We start from the raw sequence: 16609 nt of genomic DNA on the forward strand, positions 1-16609 counted from the left end.
GTCGCGCAAATTGCTTCACTCTGGAGATTTCCCCCATGCATATCAACATTGCCTGGCAGGACGTAGACACCGTTCTGCTGGATATGGACGGCACGTTGCTCGACCTCGCCTTCGATAACTATTTTTGGCAAAAGCTGGTGCCTGAAACATGGGGCGCGCAAAACGGTGTTACGCCACAGGAAGCAATGGAATATATGCGCCAGCAATATCACGACGTGCAGCATACGCTAAACTGGTACTGTCTTGATTACTGGAGCGAGCAACTGGGTCTGGATATCTGTGCGATGACCACCGAGATGGGGCCACGTGCTGTGTTGCGTGAAGATACTATTCCGTTTCTCGAAGCGCTGAAAGCCAGCGGCAAGCAGCGAATTTTGCTCACTAACGCCCATCCACATAACCTGGCCGTTAAACTTGAGCATACGGGTCTGGACGCACACCTTGATTTATTACTTTCCACCCACACATTTGGTTATCCGAAAGAGGATCAGCGGTTATGGCATGCGGTGGCCGAAGCTACGGGTCTGAAAGCTGAAAGAACGCTGTTTATTGATGACAGCGAAGCCATTCTCGATGCTGCCGCGCAATTTGGTATTCGTTACTGTCTCGGCGTCACCAACCCTGACTCTGGAATAGCCGAAAAACAGTATGAGCGCCATCCGTCACTGAATGACTACCGCCGCCTGATCCCCTCGCTAATGTGAAGGAGACGCCATGAAAGAAAAACCGGCTGTTGAGGTTCGACTGGATAAATGGCTATGGGCCGCCCGTTTTTATAAAACCCGCGCGCTGGCCCGCGAAATGATTGAAGGCGGTAAGGTGCATTACAACGGGCAACGCAGCAAGCCGAGTAAAGTCGTCGAACTGAATGCCACGCTCACTCTGCGCCAGGGAAATGACGAACGAACGGTAATCGTGAAGGCGATTACTGAACAGCGTCGCCCCGCCAGCGAGGCTGTCTTGCTGTATGAAGAAACTGCAGAAAGTGTAGAGAAACGCGAAAAAATGGCGCTGGCACGTAAACTTAATGCCTTAACCATGCCGCACCCGGACCGGCGCCCGGACAAAAAAGAGCGCCGTGACCTGTTACGATTTAAACACGGCGACAGTGAATAACTGTCACCTGCAAGAGAGATGATTATGCCGCAACATGACCAATTACATCGCTATCTGTTTGAAAACTTTGCCGTTCGCGGCGAACTGGTAACCGTTTCGGAAACCCTGCAACAGATCCTTGAGAATCACGATTATCCGCAGCCCGTTAAAAACGTGCTGGCAGAACTGCTGGTTGCAACCAGCCTGTTGACCGCTACGCTGAAGTTTGATGGTGATATCACCGTACAGCTGCAAGGCGACGGTCCGATGAATCTGGCGGTTATTAACGGTAACAACAAACAGCAGATGCGCGGTGTGGCGCGCGTGCAGGGCGAAATTCCAGAAAATGCCGACCTGAAAACGCTGGTCGGCAATGGTTACGTGGTGATCACGATTACCCCGAGCGAAGGTGAACGCTATCAAGGCGTGGTTGGTCTGGAAGGTGATAACCTGGCGGCCTGCCTGGAAGATTACTTTATGCGTTCTGAACAGCTGCCAACGCGTCTGTTTATTCGCACCGGCGACGTAGATGGCAAACCGGCTGCGGGCGGTATGTTGTTGCAGGTAATGCCTGCGCAAAATGCCCAGCAAGACGACTTCGACCACCTGGCGACGCTGACCGAAACCATCAAAACCGAAGAGCTACTGACCTTACCGGCAAACGAAGTGTTGTGGCGTTTGTACCACGAAGAAGAGGTGACGGTTTACGATCCGCAGGATGTTGAATTCAAATGCACCTGCTCGCGTGAACGTTGCGCAGGCGCGCTGAAAACGCTGCCGGATGAAGAAGTTGATAGTATCCTCGCGGAAGATGGCAAAATTGACATGCATTGTGATTACTGTGGTAACCACTATCTGTTCAATGCAATGGATATTGCCGAGATCCGCAACAATGCGTCTCCGGCAGATCCGCAGGTTCATTAATCGCCATGTCCGGCAGAGATGACTCTGCCGGATTTCATGACGCAATTGCCTGATGCGCTGCGCTTATCTGGCCTACGGTATAAATCGCAAGTTATTGTAGGTCGGCTAAGGCGCCGCATCTGACAAAAATCAGATGCGCGTTGTCACTCATTCAGATTCAAATCCAGCGTTTCACCATCCACCGTAAGATTGCGCCACGTTTTAGGCTTCGTCCCCAGTTTTCCTTCCTTCGCGGCAGTGAGTAATTTCTCTTTCGTTATTTCACGCGGAAGTAAACTCATCGCAAGCTCTTGCCATTCTTTCTTTTCAGAATCAAAGCCATAAACAATATATCTTTCGTCATTAAAAGCGAAAAGAATCCCCTCTGCCCTGCCATCACTATTCAGATCTTGCTCGACCAGTACGCAGGCATCTTTTTCAATACAGGTCATCACGTTATAGCGTTCTTTGATTAAGGCCGACCAGAATGTCGCATCCGGTTTACCTGAACCTGGGGCAATTAACACATTATCGGCTAATGCTTTTTCCGATACCTGCTGCTGAAGATGTTGCTCCCCATCAAACGCCATTAGCAGATTCCATGCGCGTTTCGGGTCTTTCATATACTCGGCATCGCTTTTCAGCGACTCAAACGCTGCACGTCCATAGCGACCGCTATGTTCGAGCATGTAGATACTTACCTGGTCTGGCGTGTTCTTGCCACTCTGATAACGCGCCATATGGCTGTTCACGCTAATGCGCATACTGTCCAGCACCGGCGAATTAAGAAGCACCAGTATCACCAGCACCAATAACGAAACCACAAGGTTCACCTTGCCCTGAAGAACAAGGGGATTTTGCCCTTTACGCCAGACAATACTGACGAAATACCCCAGCGACCAAACCAGTAACACCACCACAACCAACACGCCATGCAAGCGTTCCGTAGTCCAGCCGTACTGAGCGACCCGCAGCCATAACGCCCAGGCGGCGACTAACACATACAATGGGGCGACCAGCAGAGCGGTTTTAATCAGGCAACGCAACGGACCAGTCCAGGGAAGTGACGCTTTTTGCGGATCGCGGACAATGGTCATTAAGAGCAATTGCAAAAAGGCCAGCGTCAAAAGCAACCCGGCAGCAGAGATGTGGCGAGAAATCGCGTTCAGGCCCGCGAACGGTAGGGTGATAATAAACAGCAATGTCAACAATGACACCAACGGCAGCAAACCCGTGGCAATTAACGTGAACAGCTTTTGAATAGAATCGATTAAACGTGACTGTGTCCGCGCGAGGATCACCGCCAGCGCGGTAACCAGACCTGACGTAAGATAAATAAACCAGTCTGTTGCAAAAAAGAGCGTTTTGAAAAACGTGATGCCAACGAGTTTAAATAACTCACTCCACAGTAAAAGCACCAGCCACGTCAGGGCATTGGCGATAAAAATAACCAATAATATAAGTACATTATGCCATACCGACTGGTAAAAATAGCTATAGCGGGTACTGTCATTACGCTCACGCAGACTCTGTTGTATCCACGGCAGCAACATCATTCCCATCAGCAGCAGATAACACCCAAAATCCCAAAGCGCCTTTTCCGCTCTCCAGGGACTCATGCCATCAATTTGCCACTTCAGCCAGCCGCTCATCCCGAGAGTGGCAATCAACACTATCGCCAGCCATCCCCAAAGTCGCTTTTGTTTGAAGGACACTACAGAAAATAACAAAACGGATGAAAGCGCCACGGTTGCAGGCACGCCATAAACTATCCAACTGTTATTTTTACCGGCGAGCCAGGAGATCAGCAGGTAGCAAACTAAGCCCTGGAGTAATCCGGTAGCAACCATTCCTCTGCGTGTTGCGGGTGAAAGCTCAACGTTTTCCATGTTGGTTATCCAGAATCAAAAGGAGAGGTAATTATCGCATTCAGGCAGGACTAATTTGTTTTTTTCAGAAAATAATCAAAAAAAGTTAGTGTGGTGAATCGATACTTTACTCATTGAATTTGCATTAATTTCACTCAAGAATGTGATATCACTCGCAACATTTTCGCCATATAAACTAAGTTTTAACCTTTTAAGAACATTTTCCACACCTAAAATGCTATTTCTGCGATAATAGCAACCGTTTCGTGACAGGAATCACGGAGTTTTGTCAAATATGAATTTCTCCAGATGCGTAAATCTATGAGCCTTGTCGCGGTTAACACCCCCAAAAAGACTTTACTATTCAGGCAATACATATTGGCTAAGGAGCAGTGAAATGCGCGTTAACAATGGTTTGACCCCGCAAGAACTCGAGGCTTATGGTATCAGTGACGTACATGATATCGTTTACAACCCAAGCTACGACCTGCTGTATCAGGAAGAGCTCGATCCGAGCCTGACAGGTTATGAGCGCGGGGTGTTAACTAATCTGGGTGCCGTTGCCGTGGATACCGGGATCTTCACCGGGCGTTCACCAAAAGATAAGTATATCGTGCGTGACGATACCACTCGCGATACTTTCTGGTGGGCAGACAAAGGCAAAGGTAAGAACGACAACAAACCGCTCTCCCCTGAAACCTGGCAACATCTGAAAGGCCTGGTAACCAAACAGCTTTCCGGCAAACGTCTGTTCGTTGTAGACGCGTTCTGTGGCGCTAATCCGGATACTCGCCTTTCCGTACGTTTCATCACCGAAGTGGCCTGGCAGGCGCATTTCGTCAAGAACATGTTTATTCGTCCGAGCGATGAAGAGCTGGCTGGTTTTAAACCTGACTTTATCGTCATGAACGGCGCGAAATGCACCAACCCGCAGTGGAAAGAACAGGGTCTGAACTCTGAAAACTTCGTGGCGTTTAACCTGACCGAGCGCATGCAGCTGATTGGCGGCACCTGGTACGGCGGAGAAATGAAGAAAGGGATGTTCTCGATGATGAACTACCTGTTGCCACTGAAAGGCATTGCCTCCATGCACTGCTCCGCCAACGTTGGCGAGAAAGGCGATGTTGCGGTGTTCTTCGGCCTTTCTGGCACCGGTAAAACCACCCTTTCCACCGACCCGAAACGTCGTCTGATTGGCGATGACGAGCACGGTTGGGACGATGACGGTGTGTTTAACTTCGAAGGCGGCTGCTACGCGAAAACCATCAAACTGTCGAAAGAAGCGGAACCTGAAATTTACAACGCCATCCGTCGCGATGCGCTGCTGGAAAACGTCACCGTGCGTGAAGATGGCACCATCGACTTTGATGATGGTTCAAAAACCGAGAATACCCGCGTTTCTTATCCGATCTACCACATCGAAAATATCGTTAAGCCAGTTTCCAAAGCGGGCCACGCGACTAAAGTTATCTTCCTGACCGCAGATGCTTTTGGCGTACTGCCGCCGGTTTCTCGCCTGACTGCCGATCAAACTCAGTACCACTTCCTCTCAGGCTTCACCGCCAAACTGGCTGGTACAGAGCGTGGCATCACCGAACCGACGCCAACCTTCTCTGCCTGCTTCGGCGCGGCGTTCCTGTCGCTGCACCCGACTCAGTACGCAGAAGTGCTGGTGAAACGCATGCAGGCGGCAGGCGCGCAGGCATATCTGGTTAACACCGGCTGGAACGGCACTGGCAAACGTATCTCCATTAAAGATACCCGCGCCATTATCGACGCCATCCTGAACGGTTCGCTGGATAACGCAGAAACCTTCACTCTGCCGATGTTTAACCTGGCGATCCCGACCGAACTGCCGGGCGTTGATACGAAGATCCTCGATCCGCGTAACACCTACGCCTCTCCGGAACAGTGGCAGGAAAAAGCCGAAACGCTGGCGAAACTGTTTATCGACAACTTCGATAAATACACCGACACCCCTGCGGGTGCCGCGCTGGTAGCTGCTGGTCCGAAGCTGTAATCGGTTAAGTTAAGTGACGAAATCCCCCGTTTCGCGAGATACGGGGGATTTTTTATTGTCTGTCTGAATTAAATGGGCCAAACATATAATCCAGCGATTGACGCGTTTCACGAAAAAACGTATCCAGTTCAGGCTGCGCTTTTATCGCGTTGGCGGGAATAAAAATATCACTAAACTCTTTCGTCGCTTCTCTGGAAAAACTCTTTGGTAAATGTAGAAAAAGCCACAAGTAATCTTCTTCGTAGTGAATACCATAAAAATCTCCCCAGCGAAGTATGCCCTGCTGATGTGATTCATAAAAAACAATCCCCTCGCTATAAAGCTCATAACGTACGGGGTTCGTAAAAGTAACTTGCTTTGTTTTTGATTTAAAATCGTTAATTCTTCGGCTGATTAACAGGAACATTGACCAGAGGAAGGCCAACGTGAACACGAGAATTAACGCACTGATCCCGTTGATTTTAAAGTCATGAGAAGGATTCAACCATTGCGGGATCATGGGCAGGATTGCCAGCAAGCCCGCGGCCCCAATTCCCCATTTAAACCATTTAAAACGCTTTTTAATGTAACAGGTATAATGCTTAACGGCAGCGTTGAAGGTGGTTGGGGTGTAGTGGATTTGCACTGTGCCGAGGTAATGCGCGGTTTGTTGATCAAACTTGCTGATGCTCATCACATACGCAATACGCTTAAGTCGATAAAGCATCTCTTTGCGGATACCTTCATCTGAATGAGACGTGTATTCCTGAATCAATGCCAGCGCCTCTGGCGTGCCAATTTTCCATAATAGATGGCTGAACCATTTCGCAATTGCGCCAGAATCCGACCATGTATAATCGAGGTAATCAAACCCGTGGGCAAATACCTGCCTGACATAAGGAATCGTGGACGGATCTCCAATTTGCTGAAGTTTCATCGCCACTTCCTGATGATGGTAATGACCAGATGTAACTAATAGCAAATTAAGGGCATCAAGATGAAAGCGTGGATTATTCGCTGACAGAAGTTGTTCAGTAACAGTATTAATTCTTTCATAGTCCTGACCAGCAATGGCTTCCTGCACTACATCCCTGACAGATTGCGAATTAAGCATAATGATTCCATTCTTATTAATTATTTAAAAAAACGGGAGGCACCTTCGCCTCCCGTTTATTTACCCTTCTTTTGTCGCACCCTGCGCCCGCGTTACCGGCAATGGCAGCCAGGCGCGAATGGAAAGCCCGCCCCGCTCGCTGGTGCCAAGTTCCAGCATCCCGTTATGGTTATCGATAATCCGCTGCACAATCGCCAGCCCTAACCCCGTGCCGCTAATGGTGCGCGCGCTGTCACCACGGACAAAAGGCTGGAACAGATGCTTACGCTGTTCAGGCTCGATACCCGGACCGTCGTCTTCCACCTGGAACCAGGCGCGATTCGGCTCCGTTCCGCTGCTGACTTTGATCCAGCCATTGCCATAGCGGGCAGCGTTCACCACCATATTCGCCACCGCACGTTTGATTGACAGCGGATGCATTTTCACTTCTATGCAGCCAGGATAAAGCGCGGTATCTATTTCCCGCTCATAGCCACTTTCGGCAGCAATCACTTCACCAAGCACCGCATTAAGATCCGCTAACTCCATCGGCATTTCCTGCCCGGTGCGCAGATAGTCGATAAATTGCTCAATGATGGCGTTGCACTCTTCGATATCTTTATTGATTGATTCTGCCAGGTAGCCATCCTGCTCGCTCATCATCTCCGTCGCCAGACGAATACGCGTCAGCGGCGTGCGCAGGTCATGACTTACCCCCGCCATCAGCAGCGTGCGGTCATCCGCCAGTTGCTTAACGCCTGCCGCCATGTGGTTAAAGGCGCGGGTAACCGAACGCACCTCCGAAGCGCCATATTCACGCAGCGGCGGCGGAATAATCCCTTTACCGACCTGCAAAGCAGCATGTTCGAGATCGACCAACGGTCGGTTCTGAATACGAATAAACAGCCACGCGCCGCCTATCGCTAACAGCATTATCGCTAGCGTATAGCGGAATAATGGGGAGAAATCACCTTGATGAATTTCAGTTAGCGGCACACGCACCCAAATATTGGGCGACAGCCAGGTTTTCAGCCAGACGACAGGCGAGCTTTTGTTGACCTCGACGCGAACTTCCGTCGGACCACCGAGCTGCTGCGCCATCTGATGGCTTAAGAATTCGTAGTGTTGAGCCCAACGCAGCCCGGCTTCTTCTGCAGCTTCGTTGGAGTAGAGAGAGATCCCCAGCTCACGGTAGATCTCCCGACGAAAAGCGGGAGGCACAACCAACTGCGTGCCGTCCTCCAGTTGCAGTTTGTCGGTCATCAACATACGCACTTCGTACGCGAGGACTTTATTAAACTGCTGGAGGCTCGGCAAAATCGCGAAGTTCAGCACCACCAGATAAGTCGTCACCAGGCTGACGAACAGCAAGGTGACGATGAGCAATAACGTGCGGGCAAATGAACTTCGTGGCGAGAAGCGCAATCGCCTCATGCTTTAGAACCGTCCGGCACGAAAACGTAGCCCAGACCCCAAACGGTCTGAATGTAACGCGGATGCGCCGGATCTTCTTCCACCATACGGCGCAGACGAGAGATCTGCACGTCGATGGAACGTTCCATTGCAGAATATTCACGGCCACGGGCAAGGTTCATCAGCTTATCGCGGGAGAGCGGCTCACGCGGATGGCTGACTAGCGCCTTCAGTACCGCAAATTCACCGCTGGTGAGCGGCATCGGCTCATCTTCACGGAACATTTCGCGCGTACCGAGGTTTAGTTTGAACTTACCGAAAGCAATTACGGCTTCTTCCTGTGACGGCGCGCCCGGCAGTTCGTTCGCCTGACGGCGCAGCACTGCACGAATACGAGCCAGCAGTTCACGCGGGTTAAACGGTTTTGGAATATAGTCGTCAGCGCCAATCTCCAGGCCAACGATACGGTCCACTTCTTCCCCTTTCGCCGTCACCATAATGATCGGCATTGGGTTACTCTGGCTACGAAGACGTCGGCAAATCGACAAGCCATCTTCACCAGGTAACATCAAATCCAGTACCATAAGATGGAAAGATTCACGAGTCAGCAGGCGATCCATCTGTTCTGCATTAGCGACGCTTCGAACCTGGAAGCCTTGTTCGGTGAGATAACGCTCCAGCAGCGCGCGCAGGCGCATGTCGTCATCGACCACCAGAATCTTGTAGTTCTCTTGCATTCTTTGTACTCCCAAAGGTTCGCAACAATTTGTAAGCGTGTATTCTTAAAAAAGCTTACGTCTGTCACCAGCTAAATCTGGTATGAATTTCAGCCTAAATTGTTACAAAGCATATTAAACAGCAGCTTAAGTATACAATTTATTCGGCGAAACATTATTGATTCTGTTGATATGATCACGTTATACCCAATGTGCGCATTATCAAACAGACAAAGGGAATCAACGAGATGAAAACGCCCCTGGTTACCCGGGAAGGGTATGAAAAACTCAAACAAGAGCTAAATTATCTCTGGCGTGAAGAACGCCCGGAGGTCACAAAAAAGGTGACCTGGGCTGCAAGTCTGGGCGACCGCAGCGAAAATGCTGACTATCAGTATAATAAAAAGCGCCTGCGTGAAATCGACCGTCGCGTGCGCTATCTCACTAAATGCATGGAAAATCTCAAAATCGTCGATTATTCCCCACAGCAGGAAGGCAAAGTCTTCTTTGGCGCATGGGTAGAGATTGAAAACGACGATGGCGTGACTCACCGTTTTCGAATTGTCGGCTACGATGAAATTTTTGGTCGTAAAGATTACATCTCTATCGATTCCCCGATGGCCCGCGCATTGCTGAAAAAAGAGGTGGGCGATCTGGCGGTGGTGAATACCCCTGCCGGGGAAGCGAGCTGGTATGTTAATGCTATCGAGTACGTGAAACCGTAAGGAAGAGTCTTAACCTCCTGCCGATGGCTGGCATTTTTGCCAGCCAGTCCGTATAACTATCCCCTGATTTTTGATCCGAAAAGATGAACTCAAACCATGATGAATGATTCGTTCTGCCGCATTATTGCGGGTGAAATTCAGGCGCGCCCGGAACAGGTTGAAGCCGCCGTTCGCCTGCTTGACGAAGGGAATACCGTGCCGTTTATCGCACGTTATCGTAAGGAAATCACCGGCGGTCTGGATGACACGCAGCTGCGTAATCTGGAAACGCGTCTGGGATATCTGCGCGAGCTGGAAGAGAGACGTCAGGCTATTCTCAAGTCCATTTCTGAGCAAGGTAAACTCACCGACGAGCTGGCGAATGCCATCAACGCTACCTTGAGCAAAACCGAACTCGAAGACCTCTACCTGCCTTACAAACCGAAACGTCGTACCCGCGGGCAAATCGCCATTGAAGCAGGGCTTGAGCCGTTGGCTGACCTGCTGTGGAGCGATCCATCACACACGCCAGAAGTCGCCGCTGCACAATATGTTGATGCCGATAAAGGCGTGGCAGATACCAAAGCCGCGCTGGACGGCGCGCGTTATATCCTGATGGAACGCTTTGCCGAAGATGCCGCGCTGCTGGCGAAAGTGCGTGATTATCTGTGGAAGAACGCGCATCTGGTGTCGACCGTAGTGAGCGGTAAAGAAGAGGAAGGGGCAAAATTCCGCGACTATTTCGATCATCACGAACCGCTGTCAACGGTGCCTTCTCACCGCGCGCTGGCGATGTTCCGTGGTCGTAACGAAGGCATACTCCAGCTTTCGCTGAATGCCGATCCGCAGTTCGATGAGCCGCCAAAAGAGAGCTATTGCGAGCAAATCATCATGGATCATCTCGGCCTGCGCCTGAACAATGCCCCGGCGGATAGCTGGCGCAAAGGCGTGGTGAGCTGGACCTGGCGCATCAAGGTGCTGATGCATCTGGAAACAGAACTGATGGGGACCGTGCGCGAACGTGCGGAAGATGAAGCGATTAATGTCTTTGCCCGTAACCTGCACGATCTGCTGATGGCGGCCCCTGCCGGACTGCGTGCGACGATGGGCCTCGATCCGGGTCTGCGCACCGGGGTAAAAGTCGCGGTGGTCGACGCAACAGGCAAACTGGTAGCAACCGATACCATTTATCCGCACACCGGACAGGCCGCAAAGGCGGCGATGACCGTTGCCGCCCTGTGTGAAAAACATAATGTTGAACTGGTAGCGATCGGTAACGGTACGGCTTCCCGCGAAACCGAACGTTTCTATCTTGATGTCCAGAAGCAGTTCCCGAAAGTTACCGCGCAGAAAGTGATCGTCAGCGAAGCAGGCGCATCGGTTTACTCAGCTTCCGAACTGGCAGCGCAGGAGTTCCCGGATCTCGACGTTTCTCTGCGTGGCGCAGTATCTATCGCCCGCCGTTTGCAGGATCCGCTGGCGGAGCTGGTGAAAATCGATCCGAAATCTATCGGCGTGGGTCAGTATCAGCATGACGTCAGCCAGACGCAACTGGCCCGCAAGCTGGATGCAGTAGTAGAAGACTGCGTAAACGCCGTTGGCGTTGATCTGAATACCGCTTCTGTTCCGCTGTTAACTCGCGTAGCGGGCCTGACGCGCATGATGGCGCAAAACATCGTGGCCTGGCGCGATGAGAACGGCCAGTTCCAGAACCGACAGCAACTGCTGAAAGTCAGCCGTCTGGGGCCGAAAGCCTTCGAGCAGTGTGCGGGCTTCTTGCGCATTAACCACGGTGATAACCCGCTGGACGCGTCTACCGTTCACCCGGAAGCCTATCCGGTGGTGGAACGCATTCTGGCAGCAACGCAGCAGGCGCTGAAAGATCTGATGGGTAACAGCAGCGAACTGCGTAACCTGAAAGCGTCTGACTTTACTGATGAGAAATTCGGTGTGCCGACAGTAACTGACATCATCAAAGAGCTGGAAAAACCGGGTCGCGATCCGCGTCCGGAATTTAAAACCGCTCAGTTTGCTGATGGCGTCGAGACAATGAACGACCTGCAACCGGGTATGATCCTCGAAGGCGCGGTGACCAACGTCACCAACTTTGGTGCTTTTGTTGATATCGGCGTACATCAGGACGGACTGGTTCACATCTCTTCTTTGTCGAACAAGTTTGTGGAGGATCCGCATACCGTGGTGAAAGCGGGCGACATTGTGAAGGTGAAAGTGCTGGAAGTGGATCTTCAGCGTAAACGTATCGCCCTGACTATGCGTCTGGACGAGCAGCCTGGCGAAACCAACGCTCGTCGCGGCGGCGGTAACGATCGCCCGCAAAACAACCGCCCGGCAGCCAAACCGCGTGGGCGTGAAGCGCAGCCTGCCGGTAACAGCGCGATGATGGATGCGCTGGCGGCAGCAATGGGTAAAAAGCGTTAAACACCCTGATTGGCCTACTGTTCAAATTTTCACGAAATCGTAGGCCAGATAAGGCGTTCACGCCGCATCTGGCAACGAACGCCTTGCCTGACATAAAAGTGCCGGAGATATTCTCCGGCATATTTATTCCACAGCCAAACTCACAATATATTCCGTTAATATTTATCACCTCATTAACAACTGAAACCTTAATCAAACATTAACCCGCCCTAATAATTCGTCATTCGAATTATATTTTGGCTGCGATATAACCTTGAGCCACATCAACATTGAGTCAGATTATTATCTAAACCAACATTCGCACACATTTTAAGTATTGCTGATAGAAACCATTCTCATTATCATTGTACTGTTGATTATTTAATCTCTCCTTCGTTGGCAAATCATCTGGTCTCATGTCGCTGTCAAACGCCCCATGAGGTAGTTATCCAGTTAATGAGAAACAAGTAGGCACCTATGCAATACACTCCAGATACTGCGTGGAAAATCACTGGCTTTTCCCGTGAAATCAGCCCGGCATATCGCCAAAAACTGCTTTCTCTTGGCATGTTACCTGGCTCCTCTTTTAATGTGGTGCGCGTCGCTCCACTCGGCGATCCCATTCATATCGAAACCCGTCGTGTGAGCCTGGTATTACGGAAAAAAGATCTGGCCTTATTAGAAGTGGAAGCGGTTTCCTGTTAATACGGTGAGAATAACAATGAAAAAATTAACCATTGGCTTAATTGGTAATCCAAATTCTGGCAAGACAACCTTATTTAACCAGCTCACCGGAGCACGTCAGCGTGTAGGAAACTGGGCTGGCGTTACCGTCGAACGTAAAGAGGGTCAGTTCTCCACCACCGATCATCAGGTCACGCTGGTGGATCTGCCCGGTACTTATTCTCTGACTACTATTTCATCGCAGACGTCGTTGGACGAGCAAATCGCCTGCCACTACATTTTGAGTGGCGACGCCGATCTGCTGATTAACGTGGTGGATGCGTCTAACCTTGAGCGTAACCTGTACCTGACGCTACAGCTGCTGGAACTCGGCATTCCCTGCATCGTGGCGCTGAACATGCTCGACATTGCCGAGAAACAAAATATTCGCATTGAAATTGATGCGCTGTCGGCGCGTCTTGGCTGCCCGGTAGTTCCACTGGTTTCCACGCGTGGTCGCGGTATCGAAGCTCTGAAACTGGCAATTGACCGCTACAAAGCCAACGACAATGTAGAACTGGTGCATTACGCCCAGCCGCTAATCAATGAAGCCGACTCGCTGGCGAAAGTGATGCCTTCCGACATCCCGCTGAAACAACGTCGCTGGCTGGGCCTGCAAATGCTGGAAGGCGATATTTACAGCCGCGCCTACGCCGGTGAAGCGTCGCAGCATCTGGATGCAGCCCTTGCCCGTCTGCGTAATGAGATGGACGATCCGGCACTGCATATTGCAGATGCGCGTTACCAGTGTATTGCTGCTATCTGCGATGTGGTAAGCAACACCCTGACGGCAGAACCCAGCCGTTTCACCACTGCGGTAGATAAAATCGTGCTCAACCGTTTCCTCGGTCTGCCGATTTTCCTCTTTGTGATGTACCTGATGTTCCTGCTGGCTATCAACATCGGCGGGGCGTTACAGCCGCTGTTTGACGTCGGTTCCGTAGCACTCTTTGTGCATGGTATTCAGTGGATTGGCTACACGCTCCACTTCCCGGACTGGCTGACTATCTTCCTCGCCCAGGGCCTGGGCGGCGGTATTAACACCGTGCTGCCACTGGTGCCGCAGATCGGCATGATGTACCTGTTCCTCTCCTTCCTCGAGGATTCCGGCTATATGGCGCGTGCGGCGTTTGTGATGGACCGTCTGATGCAGGCGCTGGGCTTGCCGGGGAAATCCTTTGTGCCGCTGATCGTTGGTTTCGGTTGTAACGTACCGTCGGTAATGGGCGCGCGAACTCTTGATGCGCCGCGTGAACGCCTGATGACCATTATGATGGCACCGTTTATGTCCTGCGGCGCGCGTCTGGCTATCTTCGCAGTATTTGCGGCAGCCTTCTTCGGGCAGAACGGCGCGCTGGCGGTCTTCTCGCTGTATATGCTGGGTATCGTGATGGCGGTGCTGACTGGCCTGATGCTCAAGTACACCATCATGCGCGGTGAAGCGACGCCGTTTGTCATGGAGCTGCCGGTCTACCACGTACCACACGTTAAGAGTCTGATTATCCAGACCTGGCAGCGTTTGAAAGGCTTTGTCCTGCGCGCCGGTAAAGTGATTATCATCGTCAGCATTTTCCTGAGCGCCTTCAACAGCTTCTCGCTGAGTGGGAAAATCGTCGATAACATCAACGACTCGGCGCTGGCCTCTGTCAGCCGGGTGATCACTCCAGTCTTCAAGCCGATTGGCGTACATGAAGATAACTGGCAGGCAACGGTTGGCCTGTTTACTGGCGCAATGGCGAAAGAAGTGGTGGTCGGTACGCTCAACACCCTCTACACCGCAGAAAATATTCAGGATGAAGAGTTCAATCCGGCAGAATTTAACCTCGGTGAAGAGCTGTTCAGCGCGGTAGATGAAACCTGGCAGAGCCTGAAAGACACCTTCAGCCTTAGCGTACTGATGAACCCCATTGAAGCAAGCAAAGGCGACGGCGAAATGGGTACCGGGGCGATGGGCGTGATGGATCAAAAATTTGGTAGTGCAGCTGCCGCCTACAGCTACCTGATTTTCGTCCTGCTGTATGTACCATGTATCTCGGTGATGGGAGCCATCGCCCGTGAATCAAGCCGTGGCTGGATGGGCTTCTCCATCCTGTGGGGGCTGAATATCGCTTACTCGCTGGCAACATTGTTCTATCAGGTTGCCAGCTACAGCCAGCACCCAACTTACAGCCTGGTGTGCATTCTGGCGGTTATCCTGTTTAACATCGTGGTTATCGGTTTGCTGCGCCGCGCGCGTAGCCGGGTGGATATCGAACTGCTGGCAACGCGCAAATCGGTAAGCAGTTGCTGTGCAGCCAGCACCACTGGCGATTGCCACTAAGGATACAGCAATGGCTTCGCTCATTCAGGTGCGTGATTTGCTGGCGTTACGGGGCCGTATGGAAGCGGCCCAGATAAGCCAGACATTGAACACTCCACAGCCAATGATTAACGCCATGCTGCAACAACTGGAAAGTATGGGCAAAGCAGTTCGGATTCAGGAAGAACCCGACGGCTGCCTCTCCGGCAGTTGTAAAAGCTGCCCGGAAGGAAAAACCTGTCTGCGCGAGTGGTGGGCGCTGCGTTAACCTTGTTCCATCGCCTGTTTTGAAAAGCCCGGTATGCGTTTGCTACCGGGCTTTTTTTGCGTGCGGCTTTCCATAAACATGCAACTCTTGCAGCACGGCGTAAGTTCCTCTGAAAGTGTCTCGCAGGGATGAAAACTGGCTAATGCACAGGTGTGGAGTGGCGCGTAGAGTCGCGGCATTCAAACAACAGGTGAAGGAACGCCATGAGCAAAAAGCAGAGTTCCACCCCACACGATGCACTGTTCAAACTCTTTTTACGCCAACCGGACACGGCACGCGATTTTCTTGCGTTCCATTTACCGGCCCCCATTCACGTGCTCTGTGATATGAAAACCCTCAAGCTGGAGTCGAGCAGTTTTATTGATGACGATCTGCGTGAAAGCTACTCCGACGTGCTGTGGTCGGTGAAAACCGAGCAAGGACCAGGATACATCTATTGCCTGATTGAACATCAAAGTACCTCAAACAAACTGATCGCATTTCGTATGATGCGCTACGCCATTGCCGCAATGCAAAACCACCTTGATGCCGGATACAAAACGTTGCCGATGGTGGTGCCGTTGTTGTTTTACCATGGTATTGAAAGCCCCTATCCCTATTCGCTTTGTTGGCTGGATTGTTTCGCCGATCCCAACCTGGCCAGGCAGCTTTACGCCTCTGCATTTCCGCTGATTGATGTCACCGTCATGCCTGATGATGAAATCATGCAGCACCGACGCATGGCGCTGCTGGAGTTAATTCAAAAACATATTCGTCAACGCGACCTGATGGGGCTGGTAGAGCAAATGGCCTGCTTATTAAGTAGTGGATACGCTAATGACAGACAAATCAAAGGGCTGTTTAATTACATACTACAAACCGGCGATGCGGTACGTTTTAACGATTTTATCGACGGTGTGGCCGAACGTTCACCGAAACACAAGGAGAGTTTAATGACTATTGCGGAACGATTGCGGCAGGAAGGGGAACAATCCAAAGCCCTGCATATAGCCAAAATAATGCTTGAATCCGGAGTCCCGCTTGCAGACATCATGCGCTTTACCGGGCTGTCAGAAGAAGAGTTGGCGGCGGCGAGTCAGTAAAGTTCTGTCTCGCCATTTCAAAAGCCAC

General features: G+C 51.3%; 14 protein-coding genes. 10 read left to right on the plus strand and 4 right to left on the minus strand.

What is annotated here, in order from left to right:
- Positions 1-35 precede the first annotated feature (35 nt).
- The 3 genes from yrfG to hslO are packed head-to-tail and all read left to right on the plus strand — an operon-like array spanning position 36 to position 2019.
- Positions 36-704 carry a GMP/IMP nucleotidase gene (yrfG, locus tag FEM44_RS07945; protein WP_130221392.1) on the plus strand — a complete coding sequence of 223 codons (669 nt, stop codon included), beginning with the start codon at positions 36-38 and terminating at the stop codon, positions 702-704.
- Positions 705-714: 10 nt separating this feature from the next.
- Positions 715-1116 carry a ribosome-associated heat shock protein Hsp15 gene (gene hslR, locus FEM44_RS07950; RefSeq protein ID WP_000660493.1) on the plus strand — a complete coding sequence of 134 codons (402 nt, stop codon included), beginning with the start codon at positions 715-717 and terminating at the stop codon, positions 1114-1116.
- 24 nt (positions 1117-1140) lie between these two features.
- The gene (hslO, locus tag FEM44_RS07955; RefSeq protein ID WP_135522504.1) at positions 1141-2019 is read left to right on the plus strand and encodes an Hsp33 family molecular chaperone HslO; all 879 of its coding nucleotides are present in this window, start codon (positions 1141-1143) and stop codon (positions 2017-2019) included.
- Positions 2020-2162: 143 nt separating this feature from the next.
- Here hslO and FEM44_RS07960 read toward each other — a convergent pair whose 3' ends face one another.
- On the minus strand, positions 2163-3887 hold the full coding sequence (locus FEM44_RS07960; RefSeq protein ID WP_135522503.1) for a DUF4153 domain-containing protein: 1725 nt from the start codon (positions 3885-3887) through the stop codon (positions 2163-2165).
- A gap of 376 nt (positions 3888-4263) precedes the next feature.
- On the opposite strand from FEM44_RS07960, the gene pckA reads away from it, so the two are divergent.
- Positions 4264-5886, plus strand: coding sequence for a phosphoenolpyruvate carboxykinase (ATP) (gene pckA, locus FEM44_RS07965; RefSeq protein WP_001309803.1), 1623 nt, complete (start codon positions 4264-4266; stop codon positions 5884-5886).
- A 52-nt stretch (positions 5887-5938) separates the two neighbouring features.
- Here pckA and FEM44_RS25460 read toward each other — a convergent pair whose 3' ends face one another.
- The 3 genes from FEM44_RS25460 to ompR are packed head-to-tail and all read right to left on the minus strand — an operon-like array spanning position 5939 to position 9108.
- On the minus strand, positions 5939-6979 hold the full coding sequence (locus FEM44_RS25460) for a hypothetical protein (RefSeq protein ID WP_240726810.1): 1041 nt from the start codon (positions 6977-6979) through the stop codon (positions 5939-5941).
- A gap of 60 nt (positions 6980-7039) precedes the next feature.
- Positions 7040-8392 (minus strand): two-component system sensor histidine kinase EnvZ, encoded by a 1353-nt coding sequence (gene envZ, locus FEM44_RS07975; RefSeq protein ID WP_135522502.1) that lies wholly within the window; start codon positions 8390-8392, stop codon positions 7040-7042.
- Entirely contained in the window at positions 8389-9108 is a 720-nt protein-coding gene (ompR, locus tag FEM44_RS07980) for an osmolarity response regulator transcription factor OmpR (protein WP_001157751.1), read from the minus strand. The genes envZ and ompR overlap by 4 nt, the downstream gene beginning before the upstream one ends.
- Before the next feature lie 227 nt (positions 9109-9335).
- Here ompR and greB point away from each other — a divergent pair, with 227 nt between their 5' ends.
- The 6 genes from greB (at position 9336) to rpnA (ending at position 16581) form a co-directional block, all read left to right on the plus strand.
- Positions 9336-9812, plus strand: coding sequence for a transcription elongation factor GreB (gene greB / locus FEM44_RS07985; protein WP_000856744.1), 477 nt, complete (start codon positions 9336-9338; stop codon positions 9810-9812).
- 96 nt (positions 9813-9908) lie between these two features.
- Positions 9909-12230, plus strand: coding sequence for a Tex family protein (locus FEM44_RS07990; RefSeq protein WP_135522501.1), 2322 nt, complete (start codon positions 9909-9911; stop codon positions 12228-12230).
- 456 nt (positions 12231-12686) lie between these two features.
- The gene (gene feoA, locus FEM44_RS07995) at positions 12687-12914 is read left to right on the plus strand and encodes a ferrous iron transporter A (RefSeq protein ID WP_001200455.1); all 228 of its coding nucleotides are present in this window, start codon (positions 12687-12689) and stop codon (positions 12912-12914) included.
- A gap of 16 nt (positions 12915-12930) precedes the next feature.
- A complete protein-coding gene (feoB, locus tag FEM44_RS08000; protein ID WP_130258698.1) occupies positions 12931-15252 on the plus strand; it encodes a Fe(2+) transporter permease subunit FeoB in 2322 nt (773 codons plus the stop codon).
- Between the two features lie 10 nt (positions 15253-15262).
- Positions 15263-15499, plus strand: a complete 237-nt coding sequence (gene feoC, locus FEM44_RS08005) for a [Fe-S]-dependent transcriptional repressor FeoC (RefSeq protein ID WP_104807804.1) — start codon at positions 15263-15265, stop codon at positions 15497-15499.
- 203 nt (positions 15500-15702) lie between these two features.
- The gene (rpnA, locus tag FEM44_RS08010) at positions 15703-16581 is read left to right on the plus strand and encodes a recombination-promoting nuclease RpnA (RefSeq protein ID WP_135522500.1); all 879 of its coding nucleotides are present in this window, start codon (positions 15703-15705) and stop codon (positions 16579-16581) included.
- The last annotated feature ends 28 nt before the right edge of the window (positions 16582-16609 follow it).

The organism is Escherichia sp. E4742 (assembly GCF_005843885.1).
Classification (GTDB): Bacteria; Pseudomonadota; Gammaproteobacteria; order Enterobacterales; family Enterobacteriaceae; genus Escherichia.

Bases quoted from the DNA above. Each gene is read 5' to 3' on its own strand.
- yrfG (WP_130221392.1), top strand. From the start codon at position 36: ATGCATATCAACATTGCCTGGCAGGACGTAGACACCGTTCTGCTGGAT.
- hslR (WP_000660493.1), top strand. From the start codon at position 715: ATGAAAGAAAAACCGGCTGTTGAGGTTCGACTGGATAAATGGCTATGG.
- hslO (WP_135522504.1), top strand. From the start codon at position 1,141: ATGCCGCAACATGACCAATTACATCGCTATCTGTTTGAAAACTTTGCC.
- FEM44_RS07960 (WP_135522503.1), bottom strand. From the start codon at position 3,887: ATGGAAAACGTTGAGCTTTCACCCGCAACACGCAGAGGAATGGTTGCT.
- pckA (WP_001309803.1), top strand. From the start codon at position 4,264: ATGCGCGTTAACAATGGTTTGACCCCGCAAGAACTCGAGGCTTATGGT.
- FEM44_RS25460 (WP_240726810.1), bottom strand. From the start codon at position 6,979: ATGCTTAATTCGCAATCTGTCAGGGATGTAGTGCAGGAAGCCATTGCT.
- envZ (WP_135522502.1), bottom strand. From the start codon at position 8,392: ATGAGGCGATTGCGCTTCTCGCCACGAAGTTCATTTGCCCGCACGTTA.
- ompR (WP_001157751.1), bottom strand. From the start codon at position 9,108: ATGCAAGAGAACTACAAGATTCTGGTGGTCGATGACGACATGCGCCTG.
- greB (WP_000856744.1), top strand. From the start codon at position 9,336: ATGAAAACGCCCCTGGTTACCCGGGAAGGGTATGAAAAACTCAAACAA.
- FEM44_RS07990 (WP_135522501.1), top strand. From the start codon at position 9,909: ATGATGAATGATTCGTTCTGCCGCATTATTGCGGGTGAAATTCAGGCG.
- feoA (WP_001200455.1), top strand. From the start codon at position 12,687: ATGCAATACACTCCAGATACTGCGTGGAAAATCACTGGCTTTTCCCGT.
- feoB (WP_130258698.1), top strand. From the start codon at position 12,931: ATGAAAAAATTAACCATTGGCTTAATTGGTAATCCAAATTCTGGCAAG.
- feoC (WP_104807804.1), top strand. From the start codon at position 15,263: ATGGCTTCGCTCATTCAGGTGCGTGATTTGCTGGCGTTACGGGGCCGT.
- rpnA (WP_135522500.1), top strand. From the start codon at position 15,703: ATGAGCAAAAAGCAGAGTTCCACCCCACACGATGCACTGTTCAAACTC.